General features: G+C 67.9%; 19 protein-coding genes. 11 read left to right on the top strand and 8 right to left on the bottom strand.

Annotated elements, in window-relative coordinates:
* The first annotated feature begins 258 nt into the window (after positions 1-258).
* Positions 259-897 carry a LysE family translocator gene (locus AC07PA_RS28915; RefSeq protein WP_494606558.1) on the top strand — a complete coding sequence of 213 codons (639 nt, stop codon included), beginning with the start codon at positions 259-261 and terminating at the stop codon, positions 895-897.
* Positions 898-915: 18 nt separating this feature from the next.
* On the opposite strand, the gene AC07PA_RS28910 is transcribed toward AC07PA_RS28915, so the two are convergent.
* The 3 genes from AC07PA_RS28910 to AC07PA_RS28900 all read right to left on the bottom strand — a co-directional run bounded on the left by AC07PA_RS28910 (position 916) and on the right by AC07PA_RS28900 (position 4,477).
* Positions 916-2,883: a sensor histidine kinase gene (locus AC07PA_RS28910; protein WP_494606560.1), complete on the bottom strand. Its 1,968-nt coding sequence runs from the start codon at positions 2,881-2,883 to the stop codon at positions 916-918.
* A gap of 4 nt (positions 2,884-2,887) precedes the next feature.
* Positions 2,888-3,592, bottom strand: a complete 705-nt coding sequence (locus tag AC07PA_RS28905) for a response regulator transcription factor (protein WP_007859599.1) — start codon at positions 3,590-3,592, stop codon at positions 2,888-2,890.
* Between the two features lie 114 nt (positions 3,593-3,706).
* A complete protein-coding gene (locus AC07PA_RS28900; RefSeq protein WP_494606562.1) occupies positions 3,707-4,477 on the bottom strand; it encodes an SDR family oxidoreductase in 771 nt (256 codons plus the stop codon).
* Between the two features lie 103 nt (positions 4,478-4,580).
* Here AC07PA_RS28900 and AC07PA_RS28895 point away from each other — a divergent pair, with 103 nt between their 5' ends.
* From AC07PA_RS28895 to AC07PA_RS28885, 3 genes are all read left to right on the top strand, one after another.
* Positions 4,581-5,522 (top strand): AraC family transcriptional regulator, encoded by a 942-nt coding sequence (locus AC07PA_RS28895; protein WP_494606564.1) that lies wholly within the window; start codon positions 4,581-4,583, stop codon positions 5,520-5,522.
* Positions 5,523-5,635: 113 nt separating this feature from the next.
* A complete protein-coding gene (locus AC07PA_RS28890; protein WP_007859595.1) occupies positions 5,636-6,064 on the top strand; it encodes a hypothetical protein in 429 nt (142 codons plus the stop codon).
* Positions 6,065-6,090: 26 nt separating this feature from the next.
* Positions 6,091-6,723, top strand: coding sequence for a YdeI/OmpD-associated family protein (locus AC07PA_RS28885; RefSeq protein WP_494606566.1), 633 nt, complete (start codon positions 6,091-6,093; stop codon positions 6,721-6,723).
* A gap of 10 nt (positions 6,724-6,733) precedes the next feature.
* Here the strand turns inward: AC07PA_RS28885 and AC07PA_RS28880 are convergent, their stop codons facing one another.
* Entirely contained in the window at positions 6,734-7,633 is a 900-nt protein-coding gene (locus AC07PA_RS28880) for an AraC family transcriptional regulator (protein ID WP_494606568.1), read from the bottom strand.
* 131 nt (positions 7,634-7,764) lie between these two features.
* On the opposite strand from AC07PA_RS28880, the gene AC07PA_RS28875 reads away from it, so the two are divergent.
* Positions 7,765-8,541 carry an SDR family oxidoreductase gene (locus AC07PA_RS28875; RefSeq protein WP_494606570.1) on the top strand — a complete coding sequence of 259 codons (777 nt, stop codon included), beginning with the start codon at positions 7,765-7,767 and terminating at the stop codon, positions 8,539-8,541.
* Positions 8,542-8,575: 34 nt separating this feature from the next.
* Here AC07PA_RS28875 and AC07PA_RS28870 read toward each other — a convergent pair whose 3' ends face one another.
* Complete coding sequence (locus AC07PA_RS28870; protein ID WP_007859590.1) at positions 8,576-9,289, bottom strand: SIMPL domain-containing protein; 714 nt, start codon at positions 9,287-9,289, stop codon at positions 8,576-8,578.
* A gap of 194 nt (positions 9,290-9,483) precedes the next feature.
* Between AC07PA_RS28870 and ompR the strand changes: the two genes are divergently transcribed.
* From ompR to AC07PA_RS28850, 4 genes are all read left to right on the top strand, one after another.
* Positions 9,484-10,215, top strand: coding sequence for an osmolarity response regulator transcription factor OmpR (gene ompR, locus AC07PA_RS28865; protein ID WP_007859588.1), 732 nt, complete (start codon positions 9,484-9,486; stop codon positions 10,213-10,215).
* Between the two features lie 12 nt (positions 10,216-10,227).
* A complete protein-coding gene (locus tag AC07PA_RS28860; RefSeq protein ID WP_108016536.1) occupies positions 10,228-11,760 on the top strand; it encodes a sensor histidine kinase family protein in 1,533 nt (510 codons plus the stop codon).
* 74 nt (positions 11,761-11,834) lie between these two features.
* Positions 11,835-12,521 (top strand): LysR substrate-binding domain-containing protein, encoded by a 687-nt coding sequence (locus AC07PA_RS28855; protein WP_494606703.1) that lies wholly within the window; start codon positions 11,835-11,837, stop codon positions 12,519-12,521.
* Complete coding sequence (locus tag AC07PA_RS28850; RefSeq protein ID WP_494606573.1) at positions 12,464-13,690, top strand: GGDEF domain-containing protein; 1,227 nt, start codon at positions 12,464-12,466, stop codon at positions 13,688-13,690. Before AC07PA_RS28855 ends, AC07PA_RS28850 begins: the two co-directional genes overlap by 58 nt.
* A gap of 66 nt (positions 13,691-13,756) precedes the next feature.
* Here the strand turns inward: AC07PA_RS28850 and AC07PA_RS28845 are convergent, their stop codons facing one another.
* The 3 genes from AC07PA_RS28845 to AC07PA_RS28835 are packed head-to-tail and all read right to left on the bottom strand — an operon-like array spanning position 13,757 to position 18,014.
* Positions 13,757-15,439 (bottom strand): long-chain-fatty-acid--CoA ligase, encoded by a 1,683-nt coding sequence (locus AC07PA_RS28845; protein ID WP_494606575.1) that lies wholly within the window; start codon positions 15,437-15,439, stop codon positions 13,757-13,759.
* A gap of 36 nt (positions 15,440-15,475) precedes the next feature.
* The gene (locus tag AC07PA_RS28840; protein WP_494606577.1) at positions 15,476-15,916 is read right to left on the bottom strand and encodes a nuclear transport factor 2 family protein; all 441 of its coding nucleotides are present in this window, start codon (positions 15,914-15,916) and stop codon (positions 15,476-15,478) included.
* A 31-nt stretch (positions 15,917-15,947) separates the two neighbouring features.
* Entirely contained in the window at positions 15,948-18,014 is a 2,067-nt protein-coding gene (locus AC07PA_RS28835) for a 2,4-dienoyl-CoA reductase FMN-binding domain-containing protein (protein WP_494606579.1), read from the bottom strand.
* A 146-nt stretch (positions 18,015-18,160) separates the two neighbouring features.
* On the opposite strand from AC07PA_RS28835, the gene AC07PA_RS28830 reads away from it, so the two are divergent.
* On the top strand, positions 18,161-18,706 hold the full coding sequence (locus AC07PA_RS28830; RefSeq protein ID WP_494606581.1) for a PadR family transcriptional regulator: 546 nt from the start codon (positions 18,161-18,163) through the stop codon (positions 18,704-18,706).
* Between the two features lie 175 nt (positions 18,707-18,881).
* On the top strand, positions 18,882-20,435 hold the full coding sequence (locus AC07PA_RS28825; RefSeq protein ID WP_494606583.1) for a DUF4331 domain-containing protein: 1,554 nt from the start codon (positions 18,882-18,884) through the stop codon (positions 20,433-20,435).
* Positions 20,436-20,443 lie beyond the last annotated feature (8 nt).

Raw genomic sequence — 20,443 nt, 5'->3', positions numbered from 1 at the left:
GACTTTCTCTTGGCGACGCAAGAGAAAGTTACTGCGCCGCCGGGCGCACATCCCGGCTCCCGCCCTCAACCAAAGCAAAAGCAAAAGCAACCATCACCCACGCTAAGCCACACGACGAAGCATGCTCCCCCCAAGAAAGCACATGATCCCCACTGCAGGGTAAAAAAAAAGACCCCTGACAACACACAAAAGCCAACCCAACGAAAATACCCCCTCGCCGTCCGCAAGGACCGACGACGAACGACGAAAGCCCCGACCATGACCCTCACCCACTGGCTCCTTTTCTGCGGCGTCTCGCTGCTGATGTGCTTCACCCCCGGTCCGGCCGTGCTGCTGGCGGTGTCGAATTCGATGGACGTCGGCGCCCGGCGCACGGCCTTCAGTTCGGTGGGCAGCTCGGCGGGCATCTACGTGGTCTCGGGCCTGGCGATGATCGGCATGGGGGCCATCCTCAGCATGTCGGCCAACGCCTTCCTGGTGATGAAGGTGGTGGGCGCGATGTACCTGGTCTGGCTGGGCGTCAAGCGCTGGCGCAGCAAGGATGCGCTGATCAGCAGCGATGCCGGCCAGGCCCCCACCGACTGGCGCGAGCGCAAGAACTGGCAGCTGGTGGCGCAGGGCATGGGCGTGTCGCTCACCAACCCCAAGGCCATTCTGTTCTTCTCGGCGCTGTTCCCGCAGTTCATCGTGCCGGACCAATCGCTGTTCACGCAGTACCTGCTGCTGACCACGACCTTCGCCGTCTGCGCGCTGATCTCGCACGCCTTCTACGTGGCGCTGATCTCGCTGGTCAAGCGCCATGTGGTGGCGCGTGCCAAGCTGTTCAACCGCATCGTGGGCGGTACCTTCATCGCGCTGGGGCTGGGCCTGCTGAACACGCGGCACAAGCTGGGCTGACGACTACGGCGGCCAGGGTCACGGCGCCGCCTTCGGCCCGGGCGCTGGAACAACTGCCGATTCCAGCGGCAGCCAGAGCACGCAGCGCGTGCCGGTGGCCGCACTGCTGGCCCAGGACAGGCGCGCGCCAATCGCCTCGGCCCGGCGCAGCTGGTTCTTGAGCCCGCGCCCGCGCGCCTTGAGCGCGGCGTCCACGTCGAAGCCGCGGCCATCGTCCAGCACGCGCACCTCGATCCCACCGTCCTGCGCCTCCTCGCATTCCACCCGGATGCAGGAGGCCTGGGCATGCTTGACGATGTTGGCAAAGCACTCCTGCAGGATTCTGAGCAGGTGCAGCGCACTGGCGGCATCGAGCCATGGCACCAGGGGCACGTCCTGCACCTCCCAGCGCAAGGCCATGCCCAGGCCCTCCAGACGCGGCGCGAGCCGAAAGCGCAAGGTCGCCAGCAGCAACAGCAGGTCGGCGTCCACGGGCTCCATGGAGTCGATGGCCAGCTTGAGGTCGTCCATGCACTCGGCCAGCACCTGGGCCAGCTCTTCGCTGCCGGCCTTGCCGTGCCGCACCAGGTGCAGGGCACTGGTGAGCGATGAGCCCAGGCCATCATGCATGTCCTGCATCAGGCGCTGTCGCTCCTGCACCAGGGTCTCGCGGTGCTCTACGTCGCGCAGGCGTGCGTAACTTTGCACCAGCTCGCCCTCGCGCTCGCGCAGGCGCTGCTCCAGGTGGGTATTCACGCGCTCCATGCCATCGATGGCGGCCAGGTAGCGGTGCAAGACGACGTAAGAAAAAATGAAAAACACGCCGATGTTGCTATAGGCCCCCAGGTACATGCCTTCCACGTTGACCAGCAGATTGCTTTGCAGCAGCCAGTCATAGCCGCCTGCCAGCAGGCTGATCAGGCCCCATCCCGCGAGCAGGCCTGCCTCCTTGGACCTGACGCGCCAGGCATCGAGGCACGCCACGGCGAAAAGCGTGGTTCCCAGCACAAGCAGCACGACGTACAGCAGCGGAGAAAGGAGAGCCGCGTTGGGCAGCGCGGGCACAATCGGCAGCGTCACGGCGCTCACCGCCGCGGTGATCGTGCAGGCCGTGATGGTAAGCCAGCGGTGGCGCACGCCATGCATGTAGCGCAGAAAGAAATGCGCGGTCAGCACCAACCAGAACAAAGAACTGACAGTGATCCAGCCGAACCATTCATCGCTGATCGGCAGCCGCTGCCGGCTCACGAAATAGTGCAGCGTTCTCACGAACGCCACAGCGGACATCACGAAGAACAGCAGATACAACGCCTCCCGGCGCCGCCACAGCCACACACCCAGGGCGAAGACGCCCGCGGCCAGGAAGGCGGCGCTGCTCATGGCCGGAAAGTCGGACTGCAGCCAGTAGCGCACCTGGTAGCGCCAGCCGATGGCCGCGCTGGAGCCGACCCAGGCGGTGGACAAAGCGGCGCCGGTATGGCGCAGGCGCTGGCCGCGGATCTGTACCTCGCGCACGGCGGGCGCCCCGGCCGTGCCCTGCAGGGGGATCCACAGGGGCAGGTTCACGGCGTTCCACAGAAACTTCGCATCGCTCTGGTAGAGCAGCCGTCCGTCGCCGTAGATGGCGACCTGGCCGTCCGACTTCCAGCGCGGCAGGTACAGGTACAGGGGGCTGGCCTCCTGCGCCAGCGCGGGCACCGCCAGGCGGTACCAGAACTCGGTGGTCAGCGGCGGGTCCTGCGGCGGCTGCATCCGCACCTGCGGGGACTCGGCATAGGGCAGGTCGACCACCGTCCAAGCGCCGCCGGGCAGGTCAGCGCCCAGCACATAGGGCGGCGGCGTGAAGCCCAGGCTGGGGCGGCTGAACATCTGCGCCTGCCCGATGTGCACCGCCTTGTGCTCCCCGGGCAGTGCCTGCTGCGGGGGCTCGGAGGCCTGCAGCACACCGCCCCACAGCAGGCAGCATGCAAGAAAGGCAAGGCAGGCGGAACGCAGGACAGCGGCCACGGCGTCAGATGAGGCCCCGCGCACGCGCCTCGTAGATCGCCTCGGCCTTGGAGCGCACCTTGAGCTTGGCATAGGTGCGCCGCACGAAGGTGAGCACGGTGTGGTGCGACACCTCCAGCACCCGCGCGATCTCGTCGGCCGTGAAGCCCTTGGTGATGTACAGCAGCACCTCGCGCTCGCGGGCGGACAAGGTGACCACGTTGCTGGCGTCGGTGTCTGCATCGGCGTGGGCAGCAGCGGCCCCCGGTGCCGGCGCACCGGCCTGCTTGAAGCGCATGAGCACCTGCCGCGCGATCAGCGGGCTGATGGGGCTGCCGCCCGCGTGCAGGCTGCGGATCTCGCCCACGATGCGTTCGGGCATGCTGTCCTTGAGCAAGTAGCCGCTGGCACCGGCTTCGATGGACTGCAGCACATGCGCCTCGTCGCCAAAGGCGGTGCTGACCATCACCGCGCAGGCGGGCCACAGCCGCGCGGCCGCGGCGATGGCCTCGATGCCCGAGCCATCGGGCAGGCCCAGGTCGACCAGCAGCACATCGGCCGCCGGCCCGTCGTTCAAGGCGCACAGCCCCCGCGCCAGCGTATCGGCCACCCAGAGCAGGCGCATGTCGTCCGTCTGCCGGATCGCCGAGGCGACCGCGGCCTGGAACTGCGGATCGTCCTCCACGATGGCAATCCGGATGGTAGCGGGGCTGGCAATGGCTGCGGGCATGGGGCGGGCGTGAATGAAAACTCTCGGCGACAACAGGAGCTGCGGAGTTTCCCACAGCGCTCGCATCTGCGCTGTCCCCAGTTCTAGGGACAAGGAGCACATTCCCCGCCCTGGCTACGCACCCGCCAAAGCCACCGCATCCGCCCCGGCCGGCAGGCGCATCGGCGCCGCCCCATCGGTCACCGCACGCCACACCGCCTCGGCCACGTCCTGCGCATGGGTGACGGGCGTGGACGTGTCGCGCACCGCGGCGTACACGCCGTCGCGGAACTCCGCATAGGCCGCTGGCACGCTGCCGACCATGCGCGGCAGCGCGTTCTGCCCAAAGCGGGTGCCGGGCGCGCGGCCGGGCAGCACCAGGCGGGCGCGCACGTTGAAGGGCGCCAGCTCCAGCGCCAGCGATTCGGTGAAGGCATTCACTGCCGCCTTGCTGCCGGTGTAGACCGACAGCAAAGGCAGCGGCAGCAGCGTGACGCTGGAGGTGACGTTGACCACCACCCCTGCCCGGCGCTCGCGCATCTGCGGCAGCACGGCCTGGGCCATGGCGATGGTGCCCAGCACGTTGGTCTCGAATACTTCCCGGGCGTGGGCCATGGCAATGCCTTCCAGCGGCGCCAGCACGCCGATGCCGGCGTTGTTGACCAAGGCGTCGATGGGGCCCGCCTCGGCAATGCACCGGCGGATGCTGTCGGCATCGGCCACGTCGAGCGCAAGCACGCGCAGGTGGTCCGATGCGGGAAACAGATCCTCCCGCGGCGTGCGCATGGTGGCGATGACGCGCCAGCCCCGGGCCAGGAAGAAGCGCGCGGTCTCGAGGCCGAAGCCCGACGAGCAGCCGGTGATGAGGACGGTGGAGGAGTGGGTGGACGGGTGGGTGGCAGGCATGGGGCAAGGGCTCCGTTGGTTGGCGATGGCTGCATGGTAGGAACGCCGGCCTGGATTGAATACACTCGCCAGTCCATCGTTTTGTCGAAAACGTCCAGCCCCCATGAGCACCCCGGCCGTCGATCCCCTGGCAGAAGTCGTCGCGCTGCTGCGGCCCGCGGCGCCGTTCTCCAAGCTGGTGGTGGCCTCGGCCCCCTGGGCCGTGCGGCGCAGCGAGACGGGGCGGCCGTTCTACTTCGTGGTGCTCGAAGGCAGCTGCCACCTGACCATCGACGGCCCCGGGCGCAGCGACACCCTCACGCTGCAGCAGGGCGACTTTGCGCTGATCCCCGCCGCGCGCAGCTTTGCCACCAGCAGCCTGTGCCGCGAGCCGCCGCGCGAAGGCGAGGCCGTGGCCACCCCCATCGCCCCCATGCCGGGCGGCGCCCGCGTGGGCGACCCGGCGGGCGCGGTGGACGTGCGCATGCTGGTCGGCAACTGCGTGTTCGAGTCGCCCGACGCGGCCCTGCTGGTGCCGCTGCTGCCGCAGTGGCTGCACGTGCGCGGCGAGCGGCGCCTGGCCACCCTCGTCGAGCTGGTGGGCGACGAATCGCGCAGCGACCGGCCCGCGCGCCAGATCGTGATGGCGCGCCTGCTCGAGGTGCTGCTGATCGAGGCGCTGCGCTCCTCGGCCCGCACCCTGGCCACGCCCGGCCTGGTGCGCGGCCTGGCCGACCCCCAGCTGGCGCTGGCACTGCGCCGCATGCACGAGCACCCGGGCGAGCCGTGGACCATGGCCCGGCTGGCGCAGGAGGCGGCCATGTCGCGCAGCGCTTTCTTCGGGCGCTTTCACCGTGCGGTGGGCATCGCGCCCATGGAATACCTGCTGGCCTGGCGCATGGCGCTGGCCCGGCAGATGCTGCGGCACGGCGCGCTGGCGATGGCCCGGATCGCCGAGCAGGTGGGTTACAGCTCGGTCAGCACCTTCGGCGTGGCCTTCACCCGGCACGTGGGCATGCCGCCCGGGCGGTATGCCAAGGAACAGGCGGCCGGCAGCGCGGCCTAGAGAGTGGTGCCGCCATGCTCGCATTCCCTGAGGTACTGGCCAGGGCTGAATCCTAAAATGGCGCCACCTGCCGCACAGGCAGCACCATCCCCACCGCAGGGAGGAAAACACCGATGTCCGCATCCCTCTTCGCCGCCATGTTCTTCACGGTGGCCCTGCTCGTCACCACGGCCTACTTCATCATGGGCTCCATCCCGCTGCTGGTGCTCAAGCACGATACGCCGCTCGACGCGCGCTTCGTGCGCGGCTTCTTCAACCTGTACTACCGCGCGGCGCTGGTGACAGCCACCGCCACCGCGATCAGCTTTGCGGCGGCAGGCCGACCGGGCATCGCCGCCGGTGCGGCCGCGCTGGCGGTGCTGGCCATCGTGCTGCGCCGCCAGGTCATCCCCAAGATGGATGCACTGGGCGCGCAGATCCAGTCGTCGAGCGACTACGTGACGGCCATCCCGGGCTTTCGCCGGACGCACCTCACGGCCATCCTGATCAACATCGTGCAGCTGGCGGCCATCGTCTGGACGCTGATCGCCTTCAGCAAATAACGAGCAAGAAAGAGTCACCCCCTCCGATGGCAGCCGTAATCGTAGACCCCACCAAGGTGCATGAGTTTGCCGACGCAAAGGCCTTCTACACCTGGCTCGGCCACCACCACGACCAGGAAACCGAGGTCTGGATCAAGATCCACAAGCTCGCCTCGGGCCTGCCTTCGATCACGCCCAAGGAAGCCATCGACGTGGTGCTGTGCTGGGGCTGGATCGACGCCATTCGCAAGGGGCTTGACGGCACCAGCTACCTGCAGCGCTACACCGTGCGCGGCAAGAAGAGCGTGTGGAGCAAGATCAATGTCGACAACGTGGCCCGGCTGGTCAAGGAAAAGCGCATGACGCCGCACGGCCTGGCGCATGTCGACGCGGCCAAGGCCGATGGCCGCTGGGACCGCGCCTACGGCAGCGGCAAGGACCTGAAGATCCCCGACGAGCTGCAGGCCGCCATCGACGCCCACCCCCAGGCGCGCAAGATGCTGCCCACACTGACCGAGCAGAACCGCTTCGCGCTGGCGTTTCGGGTGCACAACCTCAAGACCGAGGCGGGGCGCAGGAAGAAGATCGAGGCCTTCGTGGAGATGCTGGCGCGCGGGGAGACCATCTACCCGCAAGGCAAGAAGGCCAAAGAGGCAAAGGAGGCCAAGGAGGCCTCCTGAACCCCTTGGCTCACGCCGCCTCGCGCGCCCTGCCCCGCGCGGCCTGGATGTCGCGCACCGGCGGCAGGCCGAACAGGCGCCCGTACTCGCGCGTGAACTGGGGCACGCTCTCGTAGCCCACGGCAAACGCGGCCGTGCTGGCGCTGGCGCCCTCGGACAGCATGAGCCGGCGCGCCTCGATCAGGCGCAGCTGCTTCTGGAACTGCAGGGGCGACAGCGAAGTGACCGCCCGAAAGTGCTGGTGGAAGGACGAGGGGCTCATGTCCGCCAGCGCGGCCAGGCTTTCCACCGGCAGGGCCTGGGCAAAATCGGTGCGCAGCACGGCCACCGCGCGGGCCACGCGCTGGGCGTGGCTGCCGGGCCAGCCCAGGCGGCGGATGGCGGCACCGTGGCGGCCGGCCAGCAGCCAGTAGTGCAGCTCGCGCACCAGCGGGGCGTGCAGCAGGGGCACGGCCTCGGGCCGCTCCAGCAGACGCATGAGGCGCAGGGCCACATCGGCCACCTCGCTGTCGGTGGGGTCCACGCGCACGGGGGCGTGGTCGCCCAGGGGGGCGGCGCCCATCTGGGCCGACAGGTCCGCGATCACCGGCAGGTTCAGCTCCAGCGCGATCGACAGGTAGGGCGCGGCCGCGCTGGCGCGGGTGATCTGGCTCACGGTGGGCACGTCGGCCGTGATCAGCAGCGACTCGCCCGCTGTGAACTCGAAGGTCTGCGGCCCCATGGTCACCTGCTTGCTGCCCTGCAGCACCAGGCAGATGAGCGGGTGCGAGATGGCGTGCAGCAGCCCGCTGGGCTCGGTGGCGCGCACCAGCGTCATGCCCGGGATAGGGGTCGGCTGCACACCGGGCTGGCGGGCATGGGCATCGGTGTACCGGGCCACGGCCTGGAACAGCAGAGAAGGTGACGTCATGTGCCGAGCGTAACGCTTTGTAGGAGCTTTGGCATCGATTTTGGAGAATCAGGCAAGGATTGGCGTGGTTTGCGCAACACGCCCGGGGGGCGGCGCCAGACACTGGATTCCGTTCAACCAGGAGCCCCCGCATGACATCCAGCACCCGCACCCCAGCCACCATCACCCTCGTCACCGGCGCCAGCCGCGGCCTGGGCCGCAACACCGCCCTCTCCATTGCGCGCACCGGCGGCGACGTGGTCGTCACCTACCACAGCCAGGCCGGCGAAGCCCAGGCCGTGGTCGCCGAAATCCAGGCCCTGGGCCGCCAGGCCGTGGCCCTGCAGCTGGACACGGGCGACGTGGCCAGCTTCGCAGGCTTCACCGAGCGCCTGAGCGCCGCACTGCAGGCCACCTGGCAGCGCGACCGCATCGACCACCTGGTGAACAACGCCGGCCATGGCGACTACGCCAGCTTCGCCGAGACGACGGAGGCCCAGTTCGACCGCCTGGTCGACGTGCATTTCAAGGGCGTGTTCTTCCTCACGCAGGCGCTGCTGCCCCTGGTGGCCGATGGCGGGCGCATCGTGAACTTCTCGACCGGGCTCACGCGGCTGACCCTGCCGGGCTATGCCGCCTACGCAGCCGCCAAGGGCGCCGTGGAGGTGCTCACGCGCTACCTGGCCAAGGAGCTGGGCGCGCGCGGCATCGCGGTGAACACCGTGGCGCCCGGCGCCATCGAGACCGATTTTGGCGGCGGCGCCGTGCGCGACAACCCGGCGCTGAACCAGCAACTGGCCCAGCTCACGGCCCTGGGTCGCGTCGGCCTGCCCGACGATATCGGCCCCATGGTGGCCAGCCTGCTGGATGCCAGCAACCGCTGGGTCACGGCCCAGCGCATCGAGGTATCCGGCGGCCAAGCGCTTTGAGCGCCAGGGCGGCGGCAGGCCGCCCTGCCCCGCCTCAGCGCATCTGGACGGAGCCAGACACGGTGACGACCACCTGCGCCTTGCCCGCCTCCACCGGCACGGCGGAGTCGGAGAACGACGAGGCCTTGGCCTCCATGGCCATCATGCGCGGGCGCGGGCCGGGGGACATCTCGTTGCTGTTCACGGCCACTTCGCGCAGGCTGTAGTTGGCAAAGCCGAAGCCCTTGGCCAGCTCGGCCGCGCGGGACTTGAACTGCTCGATGGCCTGGGTCTGGGCCTCGCCCTCGACCTTGGCGCGGGCTTCGCGCGACAGGGCGAAGGCCACCTGGCTGATGGCCATGGTCTGCACCTTGCCGGCGGTGGTGGTGATGCGCGAGAAGTCGCGCCCCTCCAGCACCAGCTCGGCGCGGCCCTGCCAGCCGTTGATCTTGCCGTCCTTGGCATAGCGCGGGTACAGGCCGAAGGGGCCCGTGCGCACATCGAGCTGCCCGGGCTGGGCGTTGCGCTTGGCCTCGGCCAGCGCGGCATCGAGCGCCTGCTTGAGCTGGGCCTGCACGGCGCCGGCGTCGGCGCCCTCCTTGCTGGTGCCAAGGGTGACCACCAGCAGGTCCTGCTGCGCCTCCACGGTGCCCGTGGCCGACAGCTGCACCACATTGCGCAGCTCCTGCGGGGCCGTGGCCTGGGCCATGGCGGTGCCGGCACAGGCCAGCAGGGCGGCGGTGGCGATCAGGCGGGTGGTGATTTTCATGGGGGTGGAACCTTCGTCAAACAATGATGGCGCCACGATAACCGCTGGCGCCCGCCCCACCGTGAAGCAGGCGCCGCAACTGTGCGAAGCTCCGCAAAACTTGTAACAGTTGGTCAAACATGCCCCCAAAAACCGAACTTTGCGGCTCTAAGTAGTCAGAATCGGCTCTGTTACAAATTGGACTTGGGATCAACATGGCCACAACAACCAACCGCACCGACAAGATTCTCGTCGTGGACGACGACGCACGCATCCGCGATCTGCTGCGCCGCTACCTCACGCAGGAAGGCTTCGAGGTGATGGTCGCCGAAGACGGCAAGGCGCTCAACCGCCTGCTGCTGCGCGAAACGGTGGACCTCATCGTGCTCGATCTGATGATGCCCGGCGAAGACGGCCTGTCCATCTGCCGCCGCCTGCGCGCGGCCAATGACCGCACGCCCATCATCATGCTCACCGCCAAGGGCGAGGACGTGGACCGCATCGTGGGCCTGGAAGTGGGCGCCGACGACTACCTGGGCAAGCCCTTCAACCCCCGTGAGCTGCTGGCCCGCGTGCACGCCGTGCTGCGCCGCCGCCCCGCACAGGAGGCACCGGGTGCGCCCTCGGGCGACAACGAGGTGGTGAACTTCGGCCCCTTCACGTTCGATCTGGGCACCCGTGCCCTGCAGCGCAGCGGTGAAGAGCTGCCCCTGACCACGGGCGAGTTCGCCATGCTCAAGGCCCTGGTGCGCCACCCGCGCCAGCCGCTGTCGCGCGAAAAGCTGGCCCTGCTGGCCCGCGGCCGCGAGTTCGAGCCCTTCGACCGCAGCCTGGACGTGCAGGTCTCGCGCCTGCGCAAGCTGGTCGAGGTGGACGCCGCCGCACCGCGCTACATCCAGACCGTGTGGGGCGTGGGCTACGTGTTCGTGCCGGACGGCACGAGCTGATAATCGAGGGATATGTCCATTTCCGGCGCCAAGGGGCGGTCTGCACCGCGCCCTTCTCCCTCCGTGACCGCGCCGACCGAAGCCACCAGCCCGGCCCCGCTTGAAGCGGTGCGCCTGGCGCGCGAGCAAAAGGCGCGCGTGGGGCTCAACCTCTTCTGGCGCACCTTCTTCCTGCTGGCCTTGCTGCTGGTGGGCAGCATCCTGGCGTGGCTGCAGACGCTGCGCGCGCTCGAATTCGAGCCGCGCACGCTGCACACCGCGCAGCAGATCGCCTCGCTGGTCAACCTGAGCCGCGCGGCTCTGGTGCATTCGGACGCCATCGCGCGCGTCTCGCTCATCAAGACCATGGCCGACCAGGAGGGTGTGCGCATCCTCCCGCGCGAGCCCAAGGACCAGTTCGCCCTGCTCGACGGCACGGCCCTGGGCAACCGCCTGACGGATGAGCTCACCCAGCGCCTGGGGCCTGACACCATCGTGGCCCAGAGCGTGAACGGCGAGCCCGGCCTGTGGGTGGGCTTCAACATCAACGGCGACCCCAACTGGCTGCTGATGGACCGCTCGCGCTTCAGCCCGGCGGGCGGGCGCACCTGGCTGATCTGGCTCATCACCGCAGGCGCGCTGTCGCTGGCGGGGGCGGCCGCCATTGCGCGGCTGATCAACCGGCCCCTCAAGCAGCTGTCGTACGCCGCCAACCGCGTGCGCGACGGCGACTTCGCCGCCAGCCACCTCGACGAAGAGGTGGTCACCAGCGAGATCCGCGAGGTGAACATCGGCTTCAACCGCATGGCGCAAAAGCTCGCCAAGCTGGAGCAGGACCGCGCGGTGATGCTGGCCGGCATCTCCCACGACCTGCGCACGCCGCTGGCGCGCCTGCGCCTGGAAACCGAGATGAGCGTGAACGACGACGTGGCACGCGAGCACATGGTGGCCGACATCGTGCAGCTCGACGCCACCATCGACAAGTTCCTCGACTACGCGCGGCCCGACCACGTGACGCTCACCCCGGTCAACCTGCATGCCGTGGTCTCGTCGTGCGTGTACGCCGTGCAGGACCACCGCGAGCTGCAGATCAGCATGACCATCCCCGAGGACCTGAACGTGCTGGCCGACGAGGTGGAGCTGGCCCGCGTGATCTCCAACCTGCTGGAGAACGCGCGCCGCTATGGCAAGGGCGACGACACCGGCGTGGCCAACGTGGACATCGCCGCCAAGGGCCGCGAGAACTGGGTGCTGGTGAAGATCCGCGACCACGGCATGGGCGTGCCGCCCGAGCAGCTGTCCAACCTGACCAAGCCCTTCTTCCGCGGCGACTCGGCCCGCACCGCCGCGGCCGGCGCGGGTCTGGGCCTGTCCATCGTGGACAAGACGGTGCAGCGCATGGGCGGCATCTTCGCGCTGGCCAACTCCAGCACCGGCGGCCTGGTGGCCCACATCCAGCTGCAGCGCGCCAGCGAGCTGCCCGACGGCGTGGACCCCAAGCAGCGCCTGCAGCGCCCCGCCGTCAAGCGCCAGCTGCCGCGCCGCAGGGCGGAGGACAAGGTGTAGGCAGCGGCAGTCCCCACAGCGGGCCACCCACAGTTCACGGCGGTGGTCCCGAGCCCGCAGGGCTTGCTGCGCATCTGGCTGCCGGTCACCTTTGGCAGACGACCGGTTGCGCCGCACTTCCCCGCCTTTCTTCGAGAGCACCGCAGGACGGACAGCAGCGAACCGTCAGGCCTGCCGGCTCGCTGTCGGCCGACAACTCCGAGTCACTGTTGCAGGCAGCGATTGCAGGTGCAGGCATCGTCCTCACGCCCGACTGGCTGGCCAGTGCTGCCGTGCGAGAAGGCACACTGGTTCAGATACTGACCGAGTGGCAGGGATGGGGCGGAGGGGGCATCCACGCGGTGATGCATCCGGGGCGATTGATCCCCGCCAGAACGCGCTTGTTTGTGGACGGAATCAGCGCAGCGGTCCAGGCAGGGCTGGACCAGCTCGATCTGAGCCTGCGATTTGCATGGCTCCAGAATCCACGAGTCTGTGCACGAACACATGGAGCGGCAGACCCTGGCGATCGCAAACATCCGTTGGGAAGAGCGCTCTCTCTGTGGGCACACCCAGGCCGCAGGATCATTCAACTCGCACAATTTTTTGCGATACTGATCGTTACACCGCCCCCTGGACGCACCGTTCTTGAGCCGCCATTGCGAAGCGATGCATCGCAGGCTCCTGCCCAGATCGTCTGCTCCGTCCCTCTCTCAACGTCAACATGGTTGCAACCATTCTCGTCGGCATGCTGTGCGCACACCTGCTGTGCTTTTCGGTGATGTTCTGGCTCGTCAGCAGACGCCTGCACGGCAAAAAGATGGGGATGGACATTTTTGCGATAGGCAACCTTCTCCTGGGCTTTGCCTATGTGCTGCAACTGGCTGAAGGAGCCCCCGCCTGGAGCCTGATGAGCGTCGTCAATCACACCTTCACACTGGCCTCACCAGTGGCTTACTGGCTGGGCGCCATGCGTTTCTTTGGGCACCATGTCCCTGTGTGGCGCCCAATGCTGGCAGTGGCTGCGACCTACAGCGCCGCGCAGGTGCTGGTGCAGTGGGGACTGGGCCCGGTTGCCCGCCACGCCATGCTCTCCGGCATGTCTGCGCTGCTGTTCCTGGCCATGGTCATCACCGTGGTCTACGGCGTGCGCACATTCGCCAGGGATCTGTACGCGGAGATGGTATTTTTTGCAGCCCTCATCGGCGGCATCTGCGTACTCAATGCGCTCAAGTTCGTGAAGCTTCTGGATGGCGGCCTGGATGCACTGCAGATGGACGGCAGTTTTCAACTGGTGTTCTACATCTACATGTCGTCCCTGGCCACAGTCCTGCCACCTTCGATCATTTGGCTGGTACTGCGCCGCTTGACCGATGAGCTGCGCAACACCGCTGCGCGTGACCCCCTGACACAGTTGCTCAACCGCCGCGGACTCACGGAAGCGCTGCAGCTGTATTTCAACTCCCGCAAGGCCGAGCCTGCGCACCTGCTGCTGGTTGACGTCGACCACTTCAAACGCATCAACGATACCCATGGCCACCAAATCGGAGATACCGTGCTGCGCCATATGGCGGAGGTACTTCGGTACGCTGTGCGCCGGGGCGACCTGGCAGGCCGTATCGGTGGAGAAGAATTCCTGGTCATCTGCCTGGACTCCGACGTTCACGGCGTCAGGCACTTGGCCGAGCGCTTGCGCGCAGCCATCGAAAATCAAGCAATCCATACCGCTGGCACGGCCCACCCACTGCACTGCACGGTCACGATTGGGGTTTCCAACCCATTCGCTGGCGCACATGCCTTCGAGGACGCCATGCGAGAAGCCGACGCCGCCCTCTACAGAGGCAAAGCCGCTGGACGCAACCGGATCGAATGGCCCCCGAGCGCTCACGAAAATCACCCCACCCAGAGCGCAAGCACATCCACAACCCGCCCGATCGATACGGTGGTCTAGCCAGAGTCCCGAGGCAATTGAGTCCCGGGAGTGCGCGGTAGGTGCGACCGCCCCACCTGGATCAGGTCAGCCCACCTCACGCAGCGACGCCCTGAGGATCTTGCCCACCGGTGACTTGGGCAGCTGCTCGCGGAACACGATCTGCCGCGGCACCTTGTAGGCCGTGAGCTGGGTACGGCAGTGGCGCTCCACGTCCTCGGCCGTGAGCGCCGGGTTGCGCGGCACGACGAAGGCGCGCACGGCCTCGCCGGTGCCGGCGTCCTGCACGCCAATAACGGCAGCCTCGGCGATGTCGGGGTGGGCGGCGAGCACGTCTTCTACCTCGTTGGGGTAGACGTTGAAGCCGGACACGAGAATCATGTCCTTCTTGCGGTCCACGATGCGGATGTAGCCGCCCTCCTCCAGCTGCGCGATGTCGCCCGTGTGCAGCCAGCCGTCCCGGATCGCGCTGGCACTGTCTTCCTGCGCATGCAGGTAGCCGGCCACGACCTGCGGCCCCTGTACCAGCAGCTCGCCGCGCTCGCCCTGGGGCAGATCGCGCCCCTGGTCATCGACGATGCGCACGCGGCAGCCCGGCATGGGCACGCCCACGGTGCCCAGTCGCGGCGTGGCCGAAGGCGGGTTGCACGAGACGATGCACGAGGTCTCGGTCATGCCATAGCCCTCCAGGATGGGGCAGACCACGGCCTGCCAGGCCTGCGCGGTCGAGCTGCGCAGGGCCGTGCCGCCCGAGAAAGCATAGCGCAGCTTCGGTGGATTGGCCTGGAACCAGGGCTCGGCCATCAGTCCGGCGAACAGCGTGTCCACGCCGGCGGTCCACTGCACATCGAACTGCTCGAAGGTCTTTTGCAGGTTGGACATGGGGCGCGGGCTGGGCACCAGCAGGTTGCGTGCACCGACCTCAAAGAACACCAGGAAGTTCACCATGAAGGCGAACACGTGGTACATGGGCAGCACGGTGAGCATGGTCTCGCCCTGCTTCGGCCCATCGTAGGCGTCTAGGAAATCGCGCGTGATGCGCAAGGTGGCCAGGATGTTGCTGTGCGTGATCACCGCGCCCTTGCTGCGCCCGGTGGTACCGCCCGTGTACTGGTACACCGCCACGGGGTGGCTGCGGCGCTCGACGGGTGCCAGCGCCTGGCCGCGCACCAGCGCATCGGCCATGCGCGGCAGCGGCGCTGCGGCGGGGTCGGCAGGCCCGGCCATCTTGGCGCGTATGGCCGATGCCACCGGTTCGTCAAAGAAGTCCCACAGGCTGGCGGTGATCACGGGCAGGCCCAGCGCCTGGGCCACGGGCCCCGCCACCGGCAGGAACAGGTCGCACACCAGCAGCAGCTCGGCGCCGCTGTCTTCGAGCTGCAGGCGCAGCTCGCGCCCGGTGTACAGCGGGTTCACATTGGTCACGATGAGCCCGGCCTTCCACGCACCGAACACTGCAATCGGGTAGTGCAGGCAGTTGGGCATCTGCAACGCGAGCACCTCGCCTGCCTGCAGCCCTTGCTCGCGCACCAGCCAGGCGGCAAAGGCGTCCGACAGCGCATCGATCTCCTTGAAGCTGCGCACCACGTTGGCGCCCGTGGGCAGCACGAAGGTGAAGGCGGGCTGGTCCCCATGGTCGGTGGCGGCCTGCGTGGCCAGGTGCGCGGCGTTGGCGGGCAGTGCCGCCAGGTCCAGCTGGTAGTTGCGCAGGGCCTCGGGGTAGGACCCTTCCCAGGGCGAGGGCACTGGCGGTGCGGCGGTGGCGGTCATGGGCTTGTCTCCTGTCTCTTCTTTTTTATGAACGCATCAGGCCTTGGCTTTGAACGCTGGGAGCTTGTCACCCAGCCGCGCGCCCATTTCGGCTCCCAGCGCCTGCAGGCCGCTCAGGGGACGCACCATGACTTCGAACTCTGTTATCTGGCCCTGCTCGTTGAAGCGCACCAGGTCGATCCCCTTGAGCTGCTTGTCGCCGACGCGCGCGCTGAACTCCAGCAAGATGTTCAGACCGTCGTCGGTGGCCAGCTGGCGGTGGTAGGTGAAGTCCTCGAACACCTGGATCACCGTGGACAGGGCCAGCATCAGCGCCGGGGCCGAGGTGTAGGCCGTGTTCGCCATGGGCGAGCGGAACACCGCATCGGGGTGCACGATGGAGAGCAGGTTCGACAGGTCGCGGCTGGCCACCATGTGGTGCCAGGTGTCGAGCGAGCGGGCGACGGCGGGGTGGATGTTCTTCAAGGCTTCGGTCATGGGATGTCTCCTGGGATGGTTTTCAACGTAATCAGATCGCGGCTGCGAGCGTCGTGCCCTGCAGGATGGCGCGCTTGGCATCGAGCTCGGCGGCCACGTCGGCACCGCCGATGAGGTGCGCGCTCTGGCCCGCGGCCACGAGCGCGTCGTACAGCTCGCGCAGCGGCTCCTGGCCGGCGCAGACGACGATGTGGTCTACATCGAGCAGGCGCGGCTGGCCGTCGATGGTGATGTGCAGGCCGGCGTCGTCCACGCGCTCGTAGGCCACGCCCGAGCTCATGCCCACGTTGCGCGCCTTGAGCGAGGTGCGGTGGATCCAGCCCGTGGTCTTGCCCAACTGGTCGCCCACCTTGCTGGCCTTGCGCTGCAGCAGGTGCACTTGGCGCGCGGGCGCCTCCACCTGCGCGGCGCGCAGGCCGCCGGCCTGGGCATAGCCGGTGTCGATGCCCCATTCGTCGTTGAACTTGGCGGGTGCCAGCGCGCCGCTCTCGCCTTCGTGCGTGAGGTACTCGCCCACGTCGAAGCCGATGCCGCCCGCGCCAATCACGGCCACGCGCTGGCCCACAGGTTTCTTTTCGCGCAGCACGTCCAGGTAGCTCAGCACCTTGGGGTGGGTGATGCCCTCGATATCGGGCGTGCGCGGCCGGATGCCGGTGGCCACCACCACCTCGTCATAGCCCTGGCCGGCCAGCTCCTGCGCGTCCACGCGGGTGTTCAGGCGCACCTCCACACCATGCAGCTCCAGCTGGCGGCGGTAGTAGCGCAGGGTCTCGTAGAACTCTTCCTTGCCCGGCACCTGCTTGGCGATGTTGAGCTGGCCTCCGATCTCGCTGCCCGCATCGAACAGCACCACCGCATGGCCGCGTTGCGCGGCCGTGACGGCAAAGCTCAGGCCGGCCGGACCGGCACCGACCACGGCGATGCGCTTCTTCGCCGCCGCGGGCGCGATGACCAGCTCCGTCTCGTGGCAGGCACGGGGGTTGACCAGGCAGCTAGTGATCTTGCCGCCGAAGGTATGGTCCAGGCAGGCTTGGTTGCAGGCGATGCAGGTGTTGATCTCGTCGGCCCGGCCCTGGCGCGCCTTGCGCACGAAGTCGGCATCGGCCAGCAGCGGCCGCGCCATGGAGACCAAGTCGGCACAGCCCTCGGCCAGCAGGCGCTCGGCCACCTCGGGCGTGTTGATGCGGTTGGAGGTGATGAGCGGTATGCTCACCTGCCCCATTACCTGCTTCGTCACCCACGCATAGGCCGCGCGCGGCACCTTGGTGGCGATGGTGGGGATGCGCGCCTCGTGCCAGCCGATGCCGGTGTTGAGGATGGTGGCGCCCGCCGCCTCGATGGCCTGGGCCAGCTGTATCACCTCGGCCAGCGTGGAGCCGCCCTCCACCAGGTCGAGCATGGACAGGCGGTAGATGATGACGAAGTTCGGGCCCACGCGCTCGCGCGTGCGCCGCACGATCTCGACCGGAAAGCGCATGCGGTTGGCATAGCTGCCGCCCCAGGCGTCGTCGCGCTGGTTGCTGCGCGCGGCGATGAACTCGTTGATCAGGTAGCCCTCGGAGCCCATGACCTCCACACCGTCGTAGCCCGCGTGCTGGGCCAGCGCGGCGCAGCGCGCGAAGTCTTCGATGGTCTGCTCCACCTCGTCGGCCGTGAGCGCGTGCGGCACGTGGGGGTTGATGGGTGCGCGCAGCGCGCTCGGGGCCACCAGGTCGCGGTGGTAGGCATAGCGGCCGAAGTGCAGGATCTGCATCGCGATCTTGCCGCCCTCGGCATGCACGGCCTGCGTCACCGTGCGGTGCTGCTCGGCCTCGTGCTCGTTGACCAGCATGGCACCGCCCTGCATGGGCCGGCCGCGCTCGTTGGGCGCAATGCCGCCGGTGACGATGAGCCCCACCTCGCCGCGCGCCCGCTCGGCATAGAAGGCGGCCATGCGCTCGAAGCCGTTGGCCACTTCTTCGAGCCCCACGTGCATGGAGCCCATGAGCACGCGGTTCCTGAGCGTGGTGAAGCCCAGGTCCAGCGGGGCATGCAGGTGCGGATAGGGGCTGTTGCCACCGGCCAGGGAGGCCGGGGCGGGTTTCAGGACAGCATTCATCGTGGGTCTCTTTCTTGTTTATGCAACCAGTTGCACAAATATAGCGAGCATCCTGCATTTATGCAACTGGTTGCATAAACAATGGAGAGCCATTCCGATTCAGGCAAGATGGCGGACTCCGCATCCCCTGCCGCGCCTTCCTTCCGATGTCCCTGCCCCACGCCCTTCTCACCGCCTTGGTCGAGCACCCGTGCTCGGGCTCGGAGCTTGCCGAGCGCTTCGACAAGTCCATCGGCTACTTCTGGCACGCCACGCACCAGCAGATCTACCGCGAGCTGGCGCGGCTCGAAGAAGCACTTTGGATCGAGGCCCTGCCGGCCGAAACGGGCCGCGGCCGCAAGCGCCAGTTCCGACTGCTGCCTGCGGGCCGCAAGGAGCTGCGCCGCTGGATCGCCGAGCAGAACGACCCCACGCCCCTGCGCGACGAACTCATGGTGCGCCTGCGCGCCGAGGCCGCCGTCGGCCCCACGGGGCTGGAGAAGGAAATCGCCCGCCTGCAGGCCATGCACCAGGACAAGCTGGCCGTCTACCAGCGCATCGAGCAGCGCGACTTCATGGGCAAGGAATTGAGCCGCGAGCGCCGCCTGCAGCACCTGGTGCTCAAGGCCGGCATCCTGCAGGAAGAGCTGTCGCTGGCGATCTCGAAAGAGGCACTGGAGATACTGGGCGCGCCGTCGACCTCGCAGTCCTGAGGGCGTTCGGCGCGGTCCTTGCGTGCTGCCAAAGGCTGCGCGAAGTGCGGACCACGGCATCTGCGCATAAGTGTTAACCCTTGCACGTCCATACAACTGCATCTATCCGGAGATCTCGGGCGTATCAGCCCCTGAGCTATTGCGCTCACGGCCGAATACCCACGAGGAGATCTCCATGCGAATCAGGAAACTCAGTCTGTTGGCGCTTGCAGCGCTTGCCGCCTGCACGGCAGGCGTCAGCCTGGCGTCCAGCCACCGAGAGGCGCCCTTCATCACCACCCAGCCCAAGGTCGATGGTGCGGACTTTTACCTCTTCAACAGCTACGAGGCGGGGCGTGGCGGTTTCGTCACCATGATCGCCAACTACCTGCCGCTGCAGGACCCCTATGGCGGGCCCAACTACTTCAGCCTGGACCCGAATGCGCTGTACGAGATCCACATCGACAACAACGGCGATGCAGCGGAAGACATCACGCTACAGTTCCGCTTCAAAAACACGCTGAACAACGGCGGGGCCGGCATCACCCTGGACATCGGCCCGGACGGCGCCCGCAAGAAGGTGGCCATACCGCTGCGCAATGCCGGCGGGATCACGGGCGCGGCGACAGACCCGGTGTCCTACCGCGAAGAGTACGAGATGTTCATCGTGCGTGGCGACCGGCGCACCGGCAAGCGCGAACAGATCACCATGGCCGGTGGAGGCACCACCTTCACCAAGCCCATCGACTACATCGGCGAGAAGTCGCTGGGCAACGCCGCCGCCTACGACGCCTATGCCGGCAAGTACGTGTACGGCATCAACGTGCCCGGCTGCGCCACGCCGGGCAAGGTGTTCGTGGGCCAGCGGCAGGACCCCTTCCCGGTGTCGCTGGGCACCATCTTCGACCTCGTGAATGCCCCTGCCGCCGTGATCACCAGCGAGTCGAATGCGGCGGCCTTCGGCGCGGGCCAGATCGCCAGCAAGAACGTGACCTCGCTCGCCGTCGAGATGCCCACCGCTTGCCTGACCGCCGCATCGGGCGAGAAGGTCATTGGCGGCTGGACCACCGCCAGCTTGCGCCAGGCGCGCGTGCTCAACGGCAAGCCCGACTCCGGCCTGCAGGCCAGCGAGAAGGCCGGCGGCGCCTGGACCCAGGTGTCGCGCCTGGGCATGCCCCTGGTGAACGAAGTCGTCATCGGCCTCAAGGACAAGGACAAGTTCAACGCTTCCCGCCCCAAGGACGATGCCGCCAACTTCGCGGACTATGTGACCCACCCCACGCTGCCGGCCCTGGTCCAGGTGCTGTTCGGCGCGCAGGCTCCCACCAACTTCCCGCGCACGGACCTGATGACGGCCTTCCTCACGGGCCTGCCCACCGTCAACCGCCCGGGCAACATCACGGCACTGGGTACCGGTGGGCCTTTGGCGGAAATGCTGCGCCTGAACACCGGCATTGCGGCCACGCCGGCCAGCGCGCAGAACTCGCTGGGCGTGGTGGCGGGCGATGCCGCCGGCTTCCCCAACGGGCGCCGCCTGGGCGATGACGTGGTCGACGTCTCGCTGCGCGTGGCCATGGGTGCGCTGTGCACCTTGACCGGTGCGACCGATGCGCTCAAGGTAGGTTGCAAGCCCGCCGATGCGCCTGCCGGTGCAGTCGAGTTCGTGGACGGCGCACGCACCAAGGCCACCGACTACAAGACCGCCTTCCCGTACGTGAACACGCCGCTGCCTGGCGCCAAGAACTTCTGATGCGAGGG

This window comes from Acidovorax sp. GW821-FHT09B03, from assembly GCF_059418305.1.
The sequence above is the reverse complement of the archived record's forward strand: the minus strand, read 5'-3'. Positions and strand labels throughout refer to the sequence as shown.